We start from the raw sequence: 16,029 nt of genomic DNA, 5'->3' as shown, positions 1-16,029 counted from the left end.
GCGAAAGCCAAAGTATTAGTCATCAAAAATCAACCGTGAATACGGGGACATTTAATGCAAAAGCGCGCGATGAAAAACTCAGTTTTGAGGGCGTTGATGCGAATGCGAAATTGATGGCATTATCAGGCAAAAAAGGGATTGAGATAAAAGGCGTGAAAGACGAAGAGCATCAACGCACAGAAAATAAATCTGTAGGGGGAAGTGTAGGCGTCTTTGTCGGAACCAATGGTAATAGCTATGGAATTGGTATTGAGGGTTCGGTGAATGTGGCTAAGGGCAAGTCGAACTCAGATAGCGAACGTTGGCAAAATAGTCACTTTACTGCAGATAAAATCATCACGAATAGTGAGGAAGGCGGCTTAAACCTTGATGCGGCGAATCTTAAAGCAAAACGCTGGGAAGCGGACATTCAAAATCTCACTGTCACGAGCCGTCAAGATACAGAGAAATACGAATCCAAACAAACGAGTGCGAGTGCAAGTGGCTCGGTGGCGTATGGTTCAGGTGGTGGTGCTTCGGTGAGTGCGTCATACAGTAAAGCGAAAGTGGATTATGCTCAAGTAAAAGAGCAAACCGGCATTAGTGTGGGTGAGGATGGCATGGATGTCACCGTTCATCACCACACGCAATTAAATGGTGCGATTATTGAAAGTGATGCTGATGCAAGTAAAAACCGCTTTAAAACCCAATCAATCTCGACAACAGATATTGAAAATAAAAGTGAGATTAAAACTGAAAGTGCAAGCATTAGTGCAGGCAGTGGTGGAGTGAATCCAATGCAGGCGCTTAGCAGTGCGTTGAGCTTGCTTGGCAATAGTCATGAAAGTGAACATAGCCAAACCAAATCAGCCATCAGTGGCAACATTCAGATAGACACCGAAACACCACAAAAACTGACCGTATCGATAGTCAAGACCCAGGTAAAATCTTAATTGCTGGCAATCTTTCGCTTTCTGGTGATGATTTAAAAAACCAATATAGTAAATTGTTAGTGGGTAAAACCCTTTATTTGGGTGACAGTGCGGTATCTGCTAATGCAAACCATAAAGATTTAGTTGCGGGTGCGACCAAGCTTATCAATGAAGATAAGATTGGGGAAATTCATCGCGTAGATGACGGGAAGTATGGTCAATTACTTTCTTATCGTGATAAAAACCCAGTTAGACGACGTTATGGTCATAAAACTGTATGGGAAGATGATTATCATCACGAGCATGCTACCGACAATTTTAATTTCAATGTGGTGAAAAATAACATTGGTGATTTAGCTGCGGTGAAAGAGGCGAGTTCCCAGTCTACTATTGGTGCGCGTAATGAGGCTGATGCCGTGGGAGCGGTGAATAATGCAGTCCGTTTACCTAATGCGAGCTTATATAAAATTAACCAAGATCCACAAAGTCGTTATGTGGTTGAAACCGATCCTAAGTTTGCAGATAAACGCACTTGGTTAAGTAGCGATTATATGTTTAATGCATTGAAAAATGATCCACAAAACATGCTAAAACGCTTAGGGGATGGATATTACGAACAGCGTTTAATCAATGAGCAGATTAACCAATTAACGGGTAAACGCTTCTTAGATGGCCATGATAACGATTATGCTCAATATAAGAGCTTGATGGATAATGGGGTACTTTATGCGAAAAAATGGCAGTTGGTACCAGGAGTTGCTTTAACTGAAGCTCAAATGAAAGAGCTGACCTCTGATTTGGTGTGGTTTGAGAAACAAGAAACCGTTTTACCAAATGGTCAGAAGGTTTCAGTATTAGCACCAAAAGTTTATTTAGCGCCACGCAATGTTAAAGTGAATGGTGAAGGGGCGATTATTTCGGCGAATAAGGTCGTGATTAATGGTATTCAAGAAGTTGAGAATAGCGGTACGATTTTAGGGAACGAAGGCGTTAGCATTAATGCAGAGAACATCACGAATGACAAAGGACGTGTACAGGGTGATGTTGTACTCTTACAGGCAGAAAACACACTTAAAAATATTGGTGGTGTGATTGAAGGAAAAGATGCGATTCTTGCCAAAGCGAAAAAAGTTCAAATTGAGGGAAGTGTTTCTGAAACCCAAGATGATGGCAAATTCCACCAAAAAATAATTGGTAAAGCAGCAGAGATTAATCTCACCAATAAAGAGGGAGAGGTACAGATTTATGCTGATGAAAATATTACGGTAAAAGGTGCGAAAGCCAATATTGCTGGTGATGCGGTATTTAATGCGAAGGGTAAATTAGAGCTAGGCGCATTAGATACCCATAATAAAGAGCATTATGGTTCTGGTGACAAGTATTATCGTTTAGACCAAGAGATGCAGGTAGGCAATCAGCTGAATGTTGGCGGTGATGTTAATTATATTGGTGGTGAGAAGGTGAGTATTGTTGGCAATGATTTACATGCTGACGGTAATGCACTGATTGCTTCAAAAGGCGATATTGAAATTAAAGAAGGTCGTAATAAAGAACAGTTAAGCAGTGGTGTGAAAACTGTAGATAAGGGCTTAAGTGAAGTAACAAGAGTAATTAAACATGAGCATGATTATGACCTTGCTCAAGCTTCGACCCTGGATGCGAATAAAATTCGTATACAATCCGATGGCAATATTTCTGTACAAGGTTCGAATGTAGTAGCAGAAAGTGGATTAGCAGTTGCAGGAAAAAATATTGATATAAAAGAAGCTGAAAATCGGGTGTATTCAGAAGATTTTTCAATGACTAAAAAATCCGGTTTGCTAGGTGGGGGGATTGGTTTTACTATCGGCAAGCAAAAACAAACCTTAGAAAATGATCAAACTCGTCTTTATGCTAGCGGCAGTCAAGTTGGAAGTCTTAATAACAATACCACAATAGTCGCAGAGAATGCATATACTCAGACAGCAAGTATAGTAAGTGCCATTAAAGGTGATGTAAATATTCTGGCTAAAAAAGCAGATGTTAAAGCGGCAGATGATAAATATGAAACCAATACCAAACAAACTTTTGAACAAAAAGGTTTAACTATTGCTATTACCTCCCCTATCATTTCTGCAATTCAGGCAGTACAAGGGGCTATCGAATCCACTAAACAAGTTGGTGATAGTAAGCATGGTCGTGTGAATACTATGTCGGCAGCTAATGCAGGCTTTGATGCTTATCGTGCAGCTGATAGTGTAATGAATGCTGGCGACTCTATTCAAAAAGCAATGAGTAATAGCAATGTGGATTCCGTAGTGGGAGTACAAATCACTTATGGTCAACAAAAGAGCGAGTCTCGTACTCATACTGAAGGAAAAACCGTAGCCAAATCTCAAGTTAATGCGGGCGGCAAGGTGAATATTGTGGCAACGGGTACTGGAAAGGATTCGAATATTAATATTAAAGGTTCGGATATTTCTGGTAAACAAGGCACGACTTTGATTGCAGATAATCAAGTAAATATCAAAGCCACAGAACAAAACCATCAAGAGCGTAGCACCAACAAGTCAAGTGGTTTTAATGCTGGTGTTGCTATTAAAGTCAGCAATGGCGTAGCAGCAGGTATTACTGTAGGCGGTAATTACGGAAAAGGTTACGGTAATGGTGATGAAACCTCTTATGTTGCTAGTCATGTGGGAGATAGCCAAAGTAAAACAGTGATTCAAGCCGGTGGTGATGCCAATATTATTGGTAGCCAAGTAAAAGGCAAACGAGTAGAACTTAATGCTGAAAACTTGAATATCGAAAGTTTGCAAGATAAATCTAGCTATCATGGCAAACAAATGAATGTAAGTGGTAGTGTGACGGTAGGCTATGGTTTTGCCGCAGGTGGCAGTTTCAGTAAATCGAAAATCAATGCTGATCATGCTAGTGTGAATGAACAGGCTGGAATTTTTGCAGGTAATGATGGCTATGATATCAATGTAAAAAATAAAGTTTCTTCTGTTGGTGGCGCTATCATCTCAAGTGCTGAGAAAGAGAAAAATCAAATGACAGCACAAGATTTCGAATATTCAAATATTCAAAATTATTCTAATGCTAAATCATCTGCGATGGGATTGATGGGAGGTTTCTCTGTAGATCGTGATCAAACTTCTGATGAGGATAAAGCTTTAAATAAAATTTATCGTGGTGAGGATAGAAAGAGCGAAACCTTTGAACAGGCGAATCCAAATAAAGCAAATCAATTGCCAGTAAAATTTGGTTTAGGCACAAATGATGTTCATAGTACAGATTTATACGCTGCAGCAAAAATTGGTCTAGCTAATTTAGCGAGCAATAGCAGTCAAAGTGAAAATAATCAGAGTACAACTAATGCTGTGATTAGTGATGGTAACTTTAATATTGCGAGTATGCAGGGCAAACAGAATATTGAGACTATCAAGAAATCAACAGAGCAAGACGCAAATAAACTTGAAAAAGTGGATCATGCGGAACTTCAGAAGGAAGTTGAGCAGGATGTTGCAACAATTCAGCGTTTTGCGAAGAATGTTGGTGGCGCAACGGATGAAGCTTATCGAACAATGTTTATAGCTGAGCACCGGATGTTTACTCATAAAGTGGATGAAAAAGGAGAGCCTATAAAGGATCCAGAAATCCTGAAGAAAATAGATGAGGAAGCTGATACTAAAGGTATCGCTAGAGATGTATATCTACAACAACAGCTAGATAAAGGACGTAATATTTATCAATTGCATGAATTATCAGATCAAGAACGCAATCAATTACAAAAAGTTACTTATACTGATCCAAAAACAGGGAAAACAGAGAGTAAATATGTTGTTGCATTTAATGGCATCTTTAATAATCATAATGCAGCAGCAAAATTTGCGGTACAAAACTATATTGCAGGCAGGGATGATAAAACAGGCAATATAGATCAAAAAATATATAAAGATGTTTATTTTGTTCACCATCCTGAAGCGAAAAATGGTTTGTCAGAGCTCTTAGTGGCGGGTTATGAGAAAATGTTTGAAACTTCTTTTGGAAATCTATTAGGTATGGATAATTCAAGTTTACAAGCGATGAATATCATGAAGCAGTATGGTAAAGATGATTTATACCTAGGTTCCCATAGTCGTGGCACATTAACATTAAGTAATGCATTAAAAGCGCTAAATACAGAAGATAACCGAGATAAAAAGCTACTTTCAGGTACGACAATTAAAATGGTGGGTCCTGCAGCAGATGTAACAAGAGCGGATGGTTATTTAAGTCAATTGCAAACGGGTAAAGAAAGAACGACTTCAGATGGTTCAATTCGGATTGAGAATCATGCTAGTGACCCAGTAGGTAGTATGCCGATTTTATTGGGAGGCAACCCTGCAACCACGACAGAAAATGACAATAATAACAGCTGGCTTAAACTTAAAGTGGATATGTTTCGTAATGAGGTCTCTTCCGTTCATAATTGTCATGGATTAGGACAGCCACAATGTGTGGATGATGGATATAGAAAAAAAACAGATCTTAAAATGGGTAATGAAACGACTATTTTTGAGTTAAATAACATGAATTAAGGAGGAGAAAAAATGAGATTTTTATTAATACTATTTTCGCTAACATTATTTAGCTGTTCTTTTGGAGGATTTAAGCCGGCACCACAACATTATCATTGGCGTTTACATAATTCTAGGGTTTTATTTCCTAACTCAGATCCTCAAGGACGTATCAAATTTCTTGACAGAAGACAAAAAGATATGTCGGATTGCGGTATGGATTATGTAACAGGAGAAAGTGTTAATCCGGAGGTGAATCTTTGCTTAGAGAAAAAAGGTTGGTATCTTGAAGGTGGACCAGTTTGTGAAGAAAGACTAATGTGGGATAGTCCAATATGTATCCAATGGCGAAAAAAACACAGCTAGCCTGATGCTAAGCCTTGGGGATAAATAATACAGAAGTATTTTAAGCAGGGTACAATTTAACTCGATACAAAGTGATCTGCACCCCAAAACCTGGATACCTATTTTGAGGTGCAGATTACTTTGTTTGTTAAGATTAGCGTTTCGCTTTTTTGATGAACTTCATCAAGCGTTTACGTTTACGTAATTGGTTTGGTGTGAGTTTATTTTTTTTACCCGCGAATGGGTTTGAACCTTCTTGGAACAGCAAGCGGATTGGCGAACCAATAATTTTCAAACTCTTACGATAATAATTAGATAAATAACGTTTGTACGAATCCGGTAATTTATCCATTTGGTTACCATGCACCACGATAATTGGTGGGTTATAACCACCTGGGTGAGCATATTTTAATTTAATACGACGACCGCCAATCATTGGTGGTTGGTGCTCATCCGTTGCCATTTGTAAGATTCGGGTGAGAAGGGACGTCGTCATTTTTTGTGTCGCACAAGCATAAGCTTCTTTAATCGAATCAAAAAGATTCCCCACGCCACTGCCGTGTAAAGCAGAAATAAAATGCACACGGGCAAAGTCGATGAAATCAAGACGGCGATCTAATTCAGATTTGACGCGATCTTTCACATCTTGATTTAAGCCGTCCCATTTATTCACGACGATCACGAGTGAGCGTCCTGCATTTAAGATAAAGCCAAGTAGAGAGAGATCTTGGTCTGAAATGTTTTCACGCGCATCAATTGTGAGTAACACCACGTTTGCATCTTGAATCGCTTGTAATGTTTTGATGACAGAGAATTTCTCAACGGCTAAATGCACTTTTCCACGTTTACGCACACCCGCTGTATCAATCAAGGTGTATTGTTGCCCATCGCGTTCCATCGGAATGTAGATACTGTCACGTGTTGTGCCTGGCATGTCGTAAACCACCACGCGATCTTCACCTAAAATACGATTGGTTAATGTAGATTTACCGACATTTGGACGACCTACAATCGCAATTTTGATATTTTTATCTTGTTCTTCTTCAAGCTCTTCGTCTAATGCCTCATCAATTAATAAGGTATCTTCTTCTGAGTCGAAGTCAAATTCGTGATCCCATTCATCTTTTTCTTCTTCATCAGAAGTGCGGTCATTTTCCGCTTCGTTTTCTTGTAGTTTTTCCGCTAAAGGCGCAAGTACTTGCTCCATTAACTGGGTCACGCCACGGCCTTGTGATGCGGCGATTTGTTCAATTTCACCTAAGCCTAATTGATAGAATTCCGCACAGTGTGAATCTGCATCAATACCATCAGTTTTGTTTGCCACCACGAGGGTTGTTTTATTCGTACGTTGGCGTAAGTAGTTGGCAATGCCAATGTCTGCAGCCGTTAAACCTGCACGCGCATCCACTAAGAAAAGCACTACATCGGCTTCTTCAATCGCTAATAAGGATTGTTCCGCCATTTTTTCTTCAACGCCTTCTTCAGTGCCATCAATACCGCCGGTATCGATCACAATGAAATCATAGCCAGAAATATTGGCATGACCGTATTTACGATCTCGGGTTAAACCAGGGAAGTCTGCGACAAGCGCATCGCGGGTACGGGTTAAACGGTTGAATAGGGTAGATTTGCCTACGTTTGGGCGACCGACTAAGGCAACGACAGGAGTTGTCATAAAAAATATCTCTGTAAAGTGTAAATTTGGTTAATTATAGCGAATGTTGGCTGGCAGGTAAAATTCGGGCATAAAAAAAGCACCTTCAGGTGCTTCATTATCTCGGCTTAATTGGCGGAATGGACGGGACTCGAACCCGCGACCCCCTGCGTGACAGGCAGGTATTCTAACCAGCTGAACTACCACTCCGTGAGTATATTAAGACAAGTTTTAAATTGGCGGAATGGACGGGACTCGAACCCGCGACCCCCTGCGTGACAGGCAGGTATTCTAACCAGCTGAACTACCACTCCGCTAAGTGCTGGGTATAATAATGATGAACGTTAGAACCGTCAATCTTTTTTTTCTTTTTTTATGTTTATCTGATTAATAGATAACCGATTAATGAGAGGTTTCATCTCCCATACGAATTGACCAAAAACATTTGCTATCGCTTTTTTTATTGACCAATTTAATGAAATCTAAATGAGCTTGTAGTTCATCATCTGTGGGTTGTAACACCTTTAAATTCTGCGAAAAATTGACCGCACTTTGAATATCTTGAACATTGGCGCTAGCTTGGATAATCGAACTATCCGAATGCTCTTCATCAAATAGACTGGTTTGACCGCCCGTCATGGACAAATAAACGTCGGCTAAAATCTCCGCATCCAGTAACGCACCGTGGAGTGTTCGTTTGCTGTTATCAATGCCTAAACGATCACACAATGCATCTAAGCTATTACGTTTTCCAGGATACATTTGGCGAGCCATTTGCAATGTATCGGTGACGAGGCAAATATCGGTCGTTTTGATATCTAACCCAAGTTTACGGAATTCATAGTCCATAAAGCCCACGTCGAAGGGCGCGTTGTGAATCAGCAGTTCGGCACCACGAATATATTCAATAAAGTCTTGTGCAATCGTTTTGAAATCCGGTTTATCCGCCAGCATTTCATCTGTAATACCGTGAACTTTAATGGCATCGGGATCAACCAAACGATCCGGCTTAATATAGATGTGAAAATTATTGCCCGTATATTTACGGTTGATCATTTCCACGGCACCAATTTCAATAATGCAATGTCCTTCGTAATGCGCACCAATTTGGTTCATACCGGTGGTTTCAGTATCCAGTACAATTTGGCGATCCGGATTTATCATTGTTCTACCTATCTGTTTCCTTTAAAATACTGCCTATTTTACACAAGCTCGAATTAGTTATGCAAAAACAGATTAAAATTTTTACGGATGGATCTTGCCTAGGCAACCCGGGAGCCGGTGGCATAGGGATTGTCCTGCGTTATAAACAGCATGAAAAACATATTTCAAAAGGGTATTTCAAAACCACCAATAATCGCATGGAATTACGAGCAGTGATTGAGGCTTTAAATAGCTTAAAAGAGCCTTGCCATGTAACGCTTTATAGCGATAGCCAATATATGAAAAATGGCATCACACAATGGATTTACAATTGGAAGAAAAACAATTGGAAAGCCAGCACGGGCAAAGCGGTAAAAAATCAGGATTTATGGATTGCGTTAGATCAGGCGATTCAAACCCATAACATTGATTGGCAGTGGGTGAAAGGCCATTCAGGCCATCGAGAAAATGAAATTTGTGATGAATTGGCCAAACAAGGCGCAAAAAATCCGACCTTCGAAGATATCGGTTACGAAGGCTAGTCTGCACCTTGTTTTAAAGTGCGGTTATTCTTGATAACGAATTAACCCTTCTTGCTGTGTAGTGGCAATTAATGTGCCATCTGCAGCAAAAATTTGTCCTCTCGCTAAACCACGCCCAGCAAAAGCATTATTACTTTCAATGGCATGTAAGTGCCAATTATTTAAATTGAAAGGTCGGTGGAACCAAATGCTGTGGTCGATTGTGGCCACTTTCATCCCTTTCTGTAAAAAGCCTTTCCCATGCGGATGAAGTGCGGTCAAAATACAGTGAAAATCAGAAAAATAGGCTAAGAGACATTGTTGCGTCTGCAAATCTAATGGTGCTTCTCCATTGGTTTTAAACCAAGCATATTGTTCGGGGGGCAGTTCTCGGCCATCAAATGGATTGTTCAAATATCGGCTATGAATCTGAAATGGTCGTTCTTGGGCAAATTTTTCACTCAAGCTTTCAGGCAAAGTCTGCGCTACTTTTAACATGATTTCGTGTTCATCAATACATTGCTCAGGGCCTGGTACTTGTGGCATAGCGGATTGATGATCGAAACCTTCTTCAGGTACTTGAAATGAGGCGGTGACGTGGCAAATCACATTTTTATGCTGAATCGCTTTTACACGTAAGGCAGAGAAGTTGCGACCTTCACGTAAGGTTTCCACATCGTAAATAATCGGGTATTGGCTGTCACCCGGCGCTAAAAAGTAAGCATGACAAGAGTGGAGTACTCGCTCTGTCGGGGCAACCTGCATTGCAGCAGACAGAGATTGAGCGACTACTTGACCGCCAAACACTTGACGAAAACCTAAGTCTTCACAGGCTCCGCGAAAGATAAGATCATCGATTTTTTCTAATTTTAACAATTCGATGAGTTGATTTAATTTATCTGACATTGTTTTTTCCTTTTATAAATACAAAAAGACCGCATAGTTATGCGGTCTGAAGTGTTTTTATACGTTAAAGCGGAAGTGCATGACATCACCATCTTGGACGATGTAGTCTTTACCTTCTAAGCGCCATTTACCCGCTTCTTTTGCACCGTTTTCACCTTTGAATTGGATGAAGTCATCGTAAGCAATTACTTCTGCACGGATGAAGCCTTTTTCAAAGTCGGTGTGGATGACAGACGCTGCTTTAGGTGCTGTTGTACCCACAGAAACTGTCCATGCGCGCACTTCTTTCACACCCGCAGTGAAGTAGGTTTGAAGATTTAATAAGGCATAACCTGCACGAATTACACGGTTTAAACCAGGTTCTTCAATGCCAAGATCTTGTAAAAATTCGATTTTTTCATCGTCATCAAGTTCAGCAATTTCCGCTTCAATCGCCGCACATACAGGCACCACAACAGAGCCTTCTTTTTCTGCAAACTCACGTACTTTGTCTAAATATGGGTTATTTTCAAAACCGTCTTCATTCACGTTAGCAATGTACATGGTTGGTTTTAATGTGAGGAAGTTATAGCTTTTAATTGCTAATAACTCATCTTTATCTAACTCAACAGAACGAATCATGCCCGCTTCAGAAAGTACAGGAAGGATTTTTTCCATCATAGAAAGCTCAAATTTTGCGTCTTTATCGCCACCTTTTGCACGTTTTTGTAAACGTTGGATGGCACGTTCACAGCTGTCTAAGTCAGCAAGGGCTAATTCGGTATTGATGGTTTCGATATCGCTTAATGGATCGATTTTACCTGCAACGTGCACGATGTCATCATTTTCAAAACAACGAACAACATGACCAATTGCATCCGTTTCACGGATATTAGCTAGGAATTTATTCCCTAAGCCTTCACCTTTACTTGCACCCGCAACCAAACCAGCGATATCCACAAACTCCATAGTGGTTGGCAACACTCGTTCAGGTTTAACAATTTCCGCTAACGCATCTAAACGCGGATCCGGCATTGGTACCACGCCAGTATTCGGTTCGATGGTACAGAACGGATAGTTTGCCGCTTCGATACCGGCTTTGGTTAATGCATTAAAAAGGGTAGATTTACCGACATTTGGCAAACCAACGATACCACATTTAAATCCCATGATGTTTTCCTTATTGTAAGCGTAAGTGCGGTTAAAATTTATGGTGTTTTTTCACCGCACTTTTGAGTTAAATTTTAAAACTGTTTAAGCGATTGGTGGCTTTCACCATGCCTTCTTTGAAAAGCAATTCGATGCAATCGGTGGCTTCATCTAACGCTTTATCGAGCGCTTCTCTTTCTGCTGGCGAGGGTTTGTTAAGCACAAAACCTGAAACTAAATCACGATGTCCTGGATGGCCAATACCAATGCGTAAACGATAGAAATTATTGCTGTTACCAAGCTGTGCCACGATATCTTTTAGACCATTGTGACCGCCATGTCCGCCACCTTGTTTGAGTTTTACGATGCCCGGCGGTAAGTCTAATTCATCGTGTAGCACTAAAATTTCTTCTGGTTTGATGCGATAAAAATTAGCAAGTGCGCCTACCGCTTTTCCACTTAAATTCATAAACGTCGTTGGCACTAAAAAACGGACTTCTTTGCCGTTAATCAGTGTTTTTCCTACATAACCGAAGAATTTATTTTCTGCATTAAGCGAAACATTAAAGCGACGAGCCAAACGCTCAATCAGCCATTCACCTGCATTGTGGCGGGTTTCCGCATATTTATCGCCAGGGTTTCCCAGCCCCACGATGAGTTTAATTTCAGACATAGTTTTCTGCTTGAATAAAAATAGTGGCGTATTGTAGCGAAAAAGGGCTAATTTCTCAATCTATAAGGCTAAGACTAAAACACCTGAGAGAATTAATAGACTTCCCATAACTAATTTCATACTTAAAGGTTCGCCTAACAAAACTACGCCTAAAATAATGGCAATCACGACACTGAGTTTATCAATGGGCGCAACCCAAGAGGCGGGCGCCATTTGTAACGCGCGATAATAACAAAGCCAAGATAGGCCCGTAGCAATACCCGAAAGAATTAAAAAGGTGAGTGGTTTTGCGGCAATGTGTTGTGGCAGTTGCCATTCGTTACGTGCGCTAATGATACCTGCTGTAACGAGTAAAACCACAATCGTACGGATAAATGTCGCAAGATTGCTATTCATGCCTTCAACTCCTAATTTGCCTAAAATAGCGGTAAGCCCAGCAAAAAAGGCTGAACCAATAGCAAAAAATACCCAATTCATAATGTGCTCCTATTTTATCGTTAATATTGACCGCACTTTTCCGCTATAATAACGGAAAACTCATCAAGACAGAATAAGACATGAACCAAATTAATATTGAAATCGCTTATGCCTTGCCGGATCGTTATTATTTGAAGTCCTTCAAAGTGGATGAAGGCACAATGATTCAAACGGCTATTTTACAATCGGGCATTTTACAACAGTTTACCGAGATCGATTTGCGTGAAAATAAAGTGGGGATTTATTCCCGTCCAGCAAAACTAAACGATCAATTAAAAGACGGCGATCGTATTGAAATTTACCGCCCATTATTAGCCGATCCTAAAGAAATTCGTCGTAAACGTGCAGCAGAGCAAGCCAAAGCCGCACAAGAAAAAGCTCAACAAGAAAAACAGGAAAAGGAGTAAAAAAATGACCGCACTTTCCAACCAATATTGTCTGCCTGATGGCATTACCCCTGAAATTTTCCTGCGTGATTATTGGCAGAAAAAACCATTAATTATTCGTAATGGTTTGCCTGAAATTGTTGGTCAATTTGAGCCTGACGATATAATCGAATTAGCACAAGGCGAAGATGTGGCCGCGCGTTTAGTGAAAACCTTTTCAGATGATAATTGGAAAGTGTTTTTCAGTCCGCTATCCGAAGAAGATTTTGCAGATGTACCTGAGAAATGGTCGGTGCTCGTGCAAAATTTAGAGCAATGGAGTACAGAACTCGGTCAGCTTTGGAATAAATTTGGCTTTATCCCACAATGGCAACGCGACGATATTATGGTGTCCTACGCACCTAAGGGTGGTTCTGTTGGTAAGCATTATGACGAATATGATGTGTTTTTGGTACAAGGCTATGGCTACCGTCGTTGGCAGTTAGGTAAATGGTGCGATTCTTCCACAGAATTTAAACCGAATCAGCCAATCCGTATTTTCGATGATATGGGCGAATTGGTGATAGATGAAGTGATGAATCCGGGCGATATTCTTTATATTCCGGCTCGTATGTCTCATTACGGTGTGGCAGAAGATGATTGTTTGACCTTTTCTTTTGGTTTGCGTTACCCGAATTTAGCAGACATTTTCGATAACGTGAACAAAGCGTTTTGTCATCAAGATCCTGAATTGAATTTAAGTGAATTCCAATTACCGTTACGTTTAACACAGTCGGAGCAGCGTACGGGCAAATTGGCGGATGAAAATATTCAAGCAATGAAAAAGCAATTCTTAGCGAAATTGGCAGAGTCAGAAGCCTTTGATGCCTTGTTCAAACAAGCAGTAGCCAGTACAGTGAGCTCACGTCGCTATGAAATGTTGGTATCTGATGATATGTCCGATCCTGACGAAGTGCGGTCAATTTTAGAAGAGGAACAAGGTGTATTAATGCAGGACAATAACTGCAAATTACTTTACACCGAAAATCCGCTCCGTATTTATGCTAATGGCGAATGGTTAGATGAAGTGAATGTTATTGAAGCGGAAGTGTTGAAACGTCTTTCTGATGGTGAAGCGCTAGATTGGGCATTTTTAAACAATTTAGTGAATGATACAGAAGATCCTGAAAGTACAATGGAATTATTGCTTGATTCGATTTGTAACTGGTTAGATGACGGTTGGGTGTTGATTGAATAATGTCTGAAAACATTTACTCCGTTTCCCAACTGAACAGCGCAGCCCGCCAAATGCTAGAAGGGAATTTTTCACAGATTTGGCTTACAGGGGAGATTTCTAATTTCACTCAACCTGTGTCAGGGCATTGGTATTTAACGTTGAAAGATGAAAATGCCCAAGTTCGCGGTGCGATGTTCCGCATGAAAAATTTGCGGGTGGGATTTCGTCCACAAAATGGTATGCAGGTGTTGGTGCGGGCGAATGTCAGTTTATATGAGCCTCGCGGTGATTATCAGCTGATTATTGAATCTATGCACCCTGCTGGTGAAGGATTATTGCAACAGCAATTTGAAGCGCTAAAAATGAAATTGGCCGCTGAAGGGTTGTTTGCACAAAACTTGAAGAAAAGCTTGCCGGACTATGCTAAAGCGGTGGGGATTGTTACCTCTTCGACAGGCGCTGCGTTGCAAGATATTCTGCATATTTTGGCTCGTCGAGATCCCAGTTTGAAAGTGGTGATTTATCCAACGGCAGTGCAAGGCAAAGAAGCAACGGCTGAAATCGTCCAAATGATTGAGCTCGCCAATGTTCGTCAAGAAGTAGATGTATTGATCGTCGGTCGAGGTGGTGGTTCCTTAGAAGATCTTTGTTGCTTTAATGAAGAAGAAGTGGCACGTGCGATTTTCCGTTCTAATTTACCGATTATCAGTGCAGTTGGTCATGAAACAGATGTCACTATTGCCGATTTTGTGGCTGATTTACGTGCGCCGACACCGTCTGCAGCGGCAGAGTTAGTGAGTCGCAATCAGCAGGAATTACTTCAACAGTTAGCTTATAAACAACAGCGTTTGGAGATGGCTTTAGATCGTATTTTTAGTCATCAACAACAACGTTTACAACAGTTACGTTTACGCCTGCAAAACCAACATCCGCAAAATCAATTGTTGATGCAAAAAGCCAGAACAGAACAATTACATCATCGTTTAGTTTTGGCAATGCAGCGCCAAATAGATAAAACGCAGCAAAAATTGACCGCACTTTCCGCGCGCTTAAAACAAAATCCGTTGCCTTATCGCTTGCAAAAACAATCTCAATATTTAGCCCAGTTACAAGTGCGGTTAAATTTAGGGGCGAATCGTCAAGTCACGGAACGTCAAAATAAGTTGGCAACATTGTGTGGTAAGTTAGATGGATTAAGCCCATTAAAAGTATTGGCACGAGGATATTCCATTGCAGAGGATGACAAAGGACATGCGATTGTGAGTGTGAAGCAAGTCAAAACAGGCGACACCATTAAAACGAAGGTGGCCGATGGGGTAATTACCAGCCGCGTTTGTTAATTTAAATAAATTTTTAATGTAAACCTATGATGAATAAGAAATCATCATAGGTTTTCTTTTTTTGTGACCGGCTTCAAAGTTTCGACAAAAAAATAGAGGGGTCAGTTTTTTTTATTTTTTTATGGGAGTATTATGCGACCTCGATACTAGGAGAGTAATGATGTCAGAAATTCAACAGTTTAGTCAGCATGATATAGAAGTTCTTAATGAAGAAACTGTTTATAAAGGTTTTTTTATACTTAAGAAAGTACAGTTTAAACATAAGCTTTTTGCCGGTGGCGAAAGTGGCGTTGTGACACGTGAATTATTGGTCAAAGGTGCCGCTTCTGCAGTAATTGCTTACGATCCGGAAGAAGATGCTGTGGTTTTAGTTGAACAAATACGTATTGGTGCATATCAACCTGAATCAGCTCGTTCCCCTTGGTTATTAGAATTGATCGCTGGGATGGTAGAAGAGGGTGAACAACCTGAAGAAGTCGCTTTGCGTGAAAGTGAAGAGGAAGCAGGCTTATCCGTTCAAGATCTCACACATTGTTTAAGCGTGTGGGATAGCCCGGGTGGCGTAGTCGAGCGCATTCATCTGTTTGTCGGTCGAGTAGATAGCTCGCAAGCCAAGGGTATTCATGGTTTAGCTGAAGAAAATGAAGACATCCGTGTTCATGTGGTGAAACGTGAACAAGCCTATCAATGGATGTGCGAAGGTAAAATTGATAATGGCATTGCAGTAATGGGCTTGCAATGGCTTCAATTAAATTACGCCCAATTGCGGCAGCGCTGGCAATAGGAGT

The 16,029-nt window shown here is 40.6% G+C and carries 14 protein-coding genes and 2 tRNA genes; 8 read left to right on the top strand and 8 right to left on the bottom strand.

The window, feature by feature from the left end:
• The 3 genes from DPV95_RS09340 to DPV95_RS09330 all read left to right on the top strand — a co-directional run.
• Positions 1-932, top strand: a 932-nt coding sequence (locus DPV95_RS09340; RefSeq protein ID WP_243583178.1) for a hemagglutinin repeat-containing protein, incomplete at its 5' end; no start/stop codon positions are given.
• Between the two features lie 59 nt (positions 933-991).
• Complete coding sequence (locus tag DPV95_RS09335; protein WP_243583175.1) at positions 992-5,473, top strand: hemagglutinin repeat-containing protein; 4,482 nt, start codon at positions 992-994, stop codon at positions 5,471-5,473.
• Between the two features lie 12 nt (positions 5,474-5,485).
• Complete coding sequence (locus DPV95_RS09330; protein WP_111406986.1) at positions 5,486-5,818, top strand: hypothetical protein; 333 nt, start codon at positions 5,486-5,488, stop codon at positions 5,816-5,818.
• 133 nt (positions 5,819-5,951) lie between these two features.
• Here the strand turns inward: DPV95_RS09330 and der are convergent, their stop codons facing one another.
• The 4 genes from der to dnaQ form a co-directional block, all read right to left on the bottom strand.
• On the bottom strand, positions 5,952-7,472 hold the full coding sequence (gene der, locus DPV95_RS09325) for a ribosome biogenesis GTPase Der (protein WP_049367657.1): 1,521 nt from the start codon (positions 7,470-7,472) through the stop codon (positions 5,952-5,954).
• Between the two features lie 112 nt (positions 7,473-7,584).
• Positions 7,585-7,661 (bottom strand) — tRNA-Asp (locus DPV95_RS09320).
• Positions 7,662-7,688: 27 nt separating this feature from the next.
• Positions 7,689-7,765, bottom strand: a tRNA-Asp gene (locus tag DPV95_RS09315).
• An 88-nt stretch (positions 7,766-7,853) separates the two neighbouring features.
• Positions 7,854-8,615: a DNA polymerase III subunit epsilon gene (gene dnaQ, locus DPV95_RS09310; RefSeq protein ID WP_049367655.1), complete on the bottom strand. Its 762-nt coding sequence runs from the start codon at positions 8,613-8,615 to the stop codon at positions 7,854-7,856.
• Positions 8,616-8,674: 59 nt separating this feature from the next.
• On the opposite strand from dnaQ, the gene rnhA reads away from it, so the two are divergent.
• Complete coding sequence (gene rnhA, locus DPV95_RS09305; protein WP_049367653.1) at positions 8,675-9,136, top strand: ribonuclease HI; 462 nt, start codon at positions 8,675-8,677, stop codon at positions 9,134-9,136.
• 24 nt (positions 9,137-9,160) lie between these two features.
• Here the strand turns inward: rnhA and tesB are convergent, their stop codons facing one another.
• The 4 genes from tesB to DPV95_RS09285 form a co-directional block, all read right to left on the bottom strand.
• The gene (gene tesB / locus DPV95_RS09300) at positions 9,161-10,021 is read right to left on the bottom strand and encodes an acyl-CoA thioesterase II (RefSeq protein WP_049367651.1); all 861 of its coding nucleotides are present in this window, start codon (positions 10,019-10,021) and stop codon (positions 9,161-9,163) included.
• A 57-nt stretch (positions 10,022-10,078) separates the two neighbouring features.
• Complete coding sequence (gene ychF, locus DPV95_RS09295; RefSeq protein ID WP_049367649.1) at positions 10,079-11,170, bottom strand: redox-regulated ATPase YchF; 1,092 nt, start codon at positions 11,168-11,170, stop codon at positions 10,079-10,081.
• Positions 11,171-11,237: 67 nt separating this feature from the next.
• Positions 11,238-11,822, bottom strand: coding sequence for an aminoacyl-tRNA hydrolase (gene pth / locus DPV95_RS09290; RefSeq protein ID WP_049367647.1), 585 nt, complete (start codon positions 11,820-11,822; stop codon positions 11,238-11,240).
• Positions 11,823-11,882: 60 nt separating this feature from the next.
• The gene (locus DPV95_RS09285) at positions 11,883-12,299 is read right to left on the bottom strand and encodes an EamA family transporter (protein WP_049367645.1); all 417 of its coding nucleotides are present in this window, start codon (positions 12,297-12,299) and stop codon (positions 11,883-11,885) included.
• Between the two features lie 80 nt (positions 12,300-12,379).
• Between DPV95_RS09285 and DPV95_RS09280 the strand changes: the two genes are divergently transcribed.
• The 4 genes from DPV95_RS09280 to nudF all read left to right on the top strand — a co-directional run bounded on the left by DPV95_RS09280 (position 12,380) and on the right by nudF (position 16,025).
• Positions 12,380-12,706 carry an RnfH family protein gene (locus tag DPV95_RS09280; RefSeq protein ID WP_049364381.1) on the top strand — a complete coding sequence of 109 codons (327 nt, stop codon included), beginning with the start codon at positions 12,380-12,382 and terminating at the stop codon, positions 12,704-12,706.
• A 4-nt stretch (positions 12,707-12,710) separates the two neighbouring features.
• A complete protein-coding gene (locus tag DPV95_RS09275) occupies positions 12,711-13,922 on the top strand; it encodes a ribosomal protein uL16 3-hydroxylase (protein ID WP_049367644.1) in 1,212 nt (403 codons plus the stop codon).
• Positions 13,922-15,241, top strand: a complete 1,320-nt coding sequence (xseA, locus tag DPV95_RS09270) for an exodeoxyribonuclease VII large subunit (protein WP_049367642.1) — start codon at positions 13,922-13,924, stop codon at positions 15,239-15,241. Before DPV95_RS09275 ends, xseA begins: the two co-directional genes overlap by 1 nt.
• A 160-nt stretch (positions 15,242-15,401) precedes the next feature.
• On the top strand, positions 15,402-16,025 hold the full coding sequence (gene nudF, locus DPV95_RS09265) for an ADP-ribose diphosphatase (protein WP_049367641.1): 624 nt from the start codon (positions 15,402-15,404) through the stop codon (positions 16,023-16,025).
• Positions 16,026-16,029: the final 4 nt, after the last annotated feature.

The sequence above is a fragment of the Haemophilus parainfluenzae genome (genome assembly GCF_003252755.1).
GTDB lineage: Bacteria > Pseudomonadota > Gammaproteobacteria > Enterobacterales > Pasteurellaceae > Haemophilus_D > Haemophilus_D parainfluenzae_N.
The sequence above is the reverse complement of the archived record's forward strand: the minus strand, read 5'-3'. Positions and strand labels throughout refer to the sequence as shown.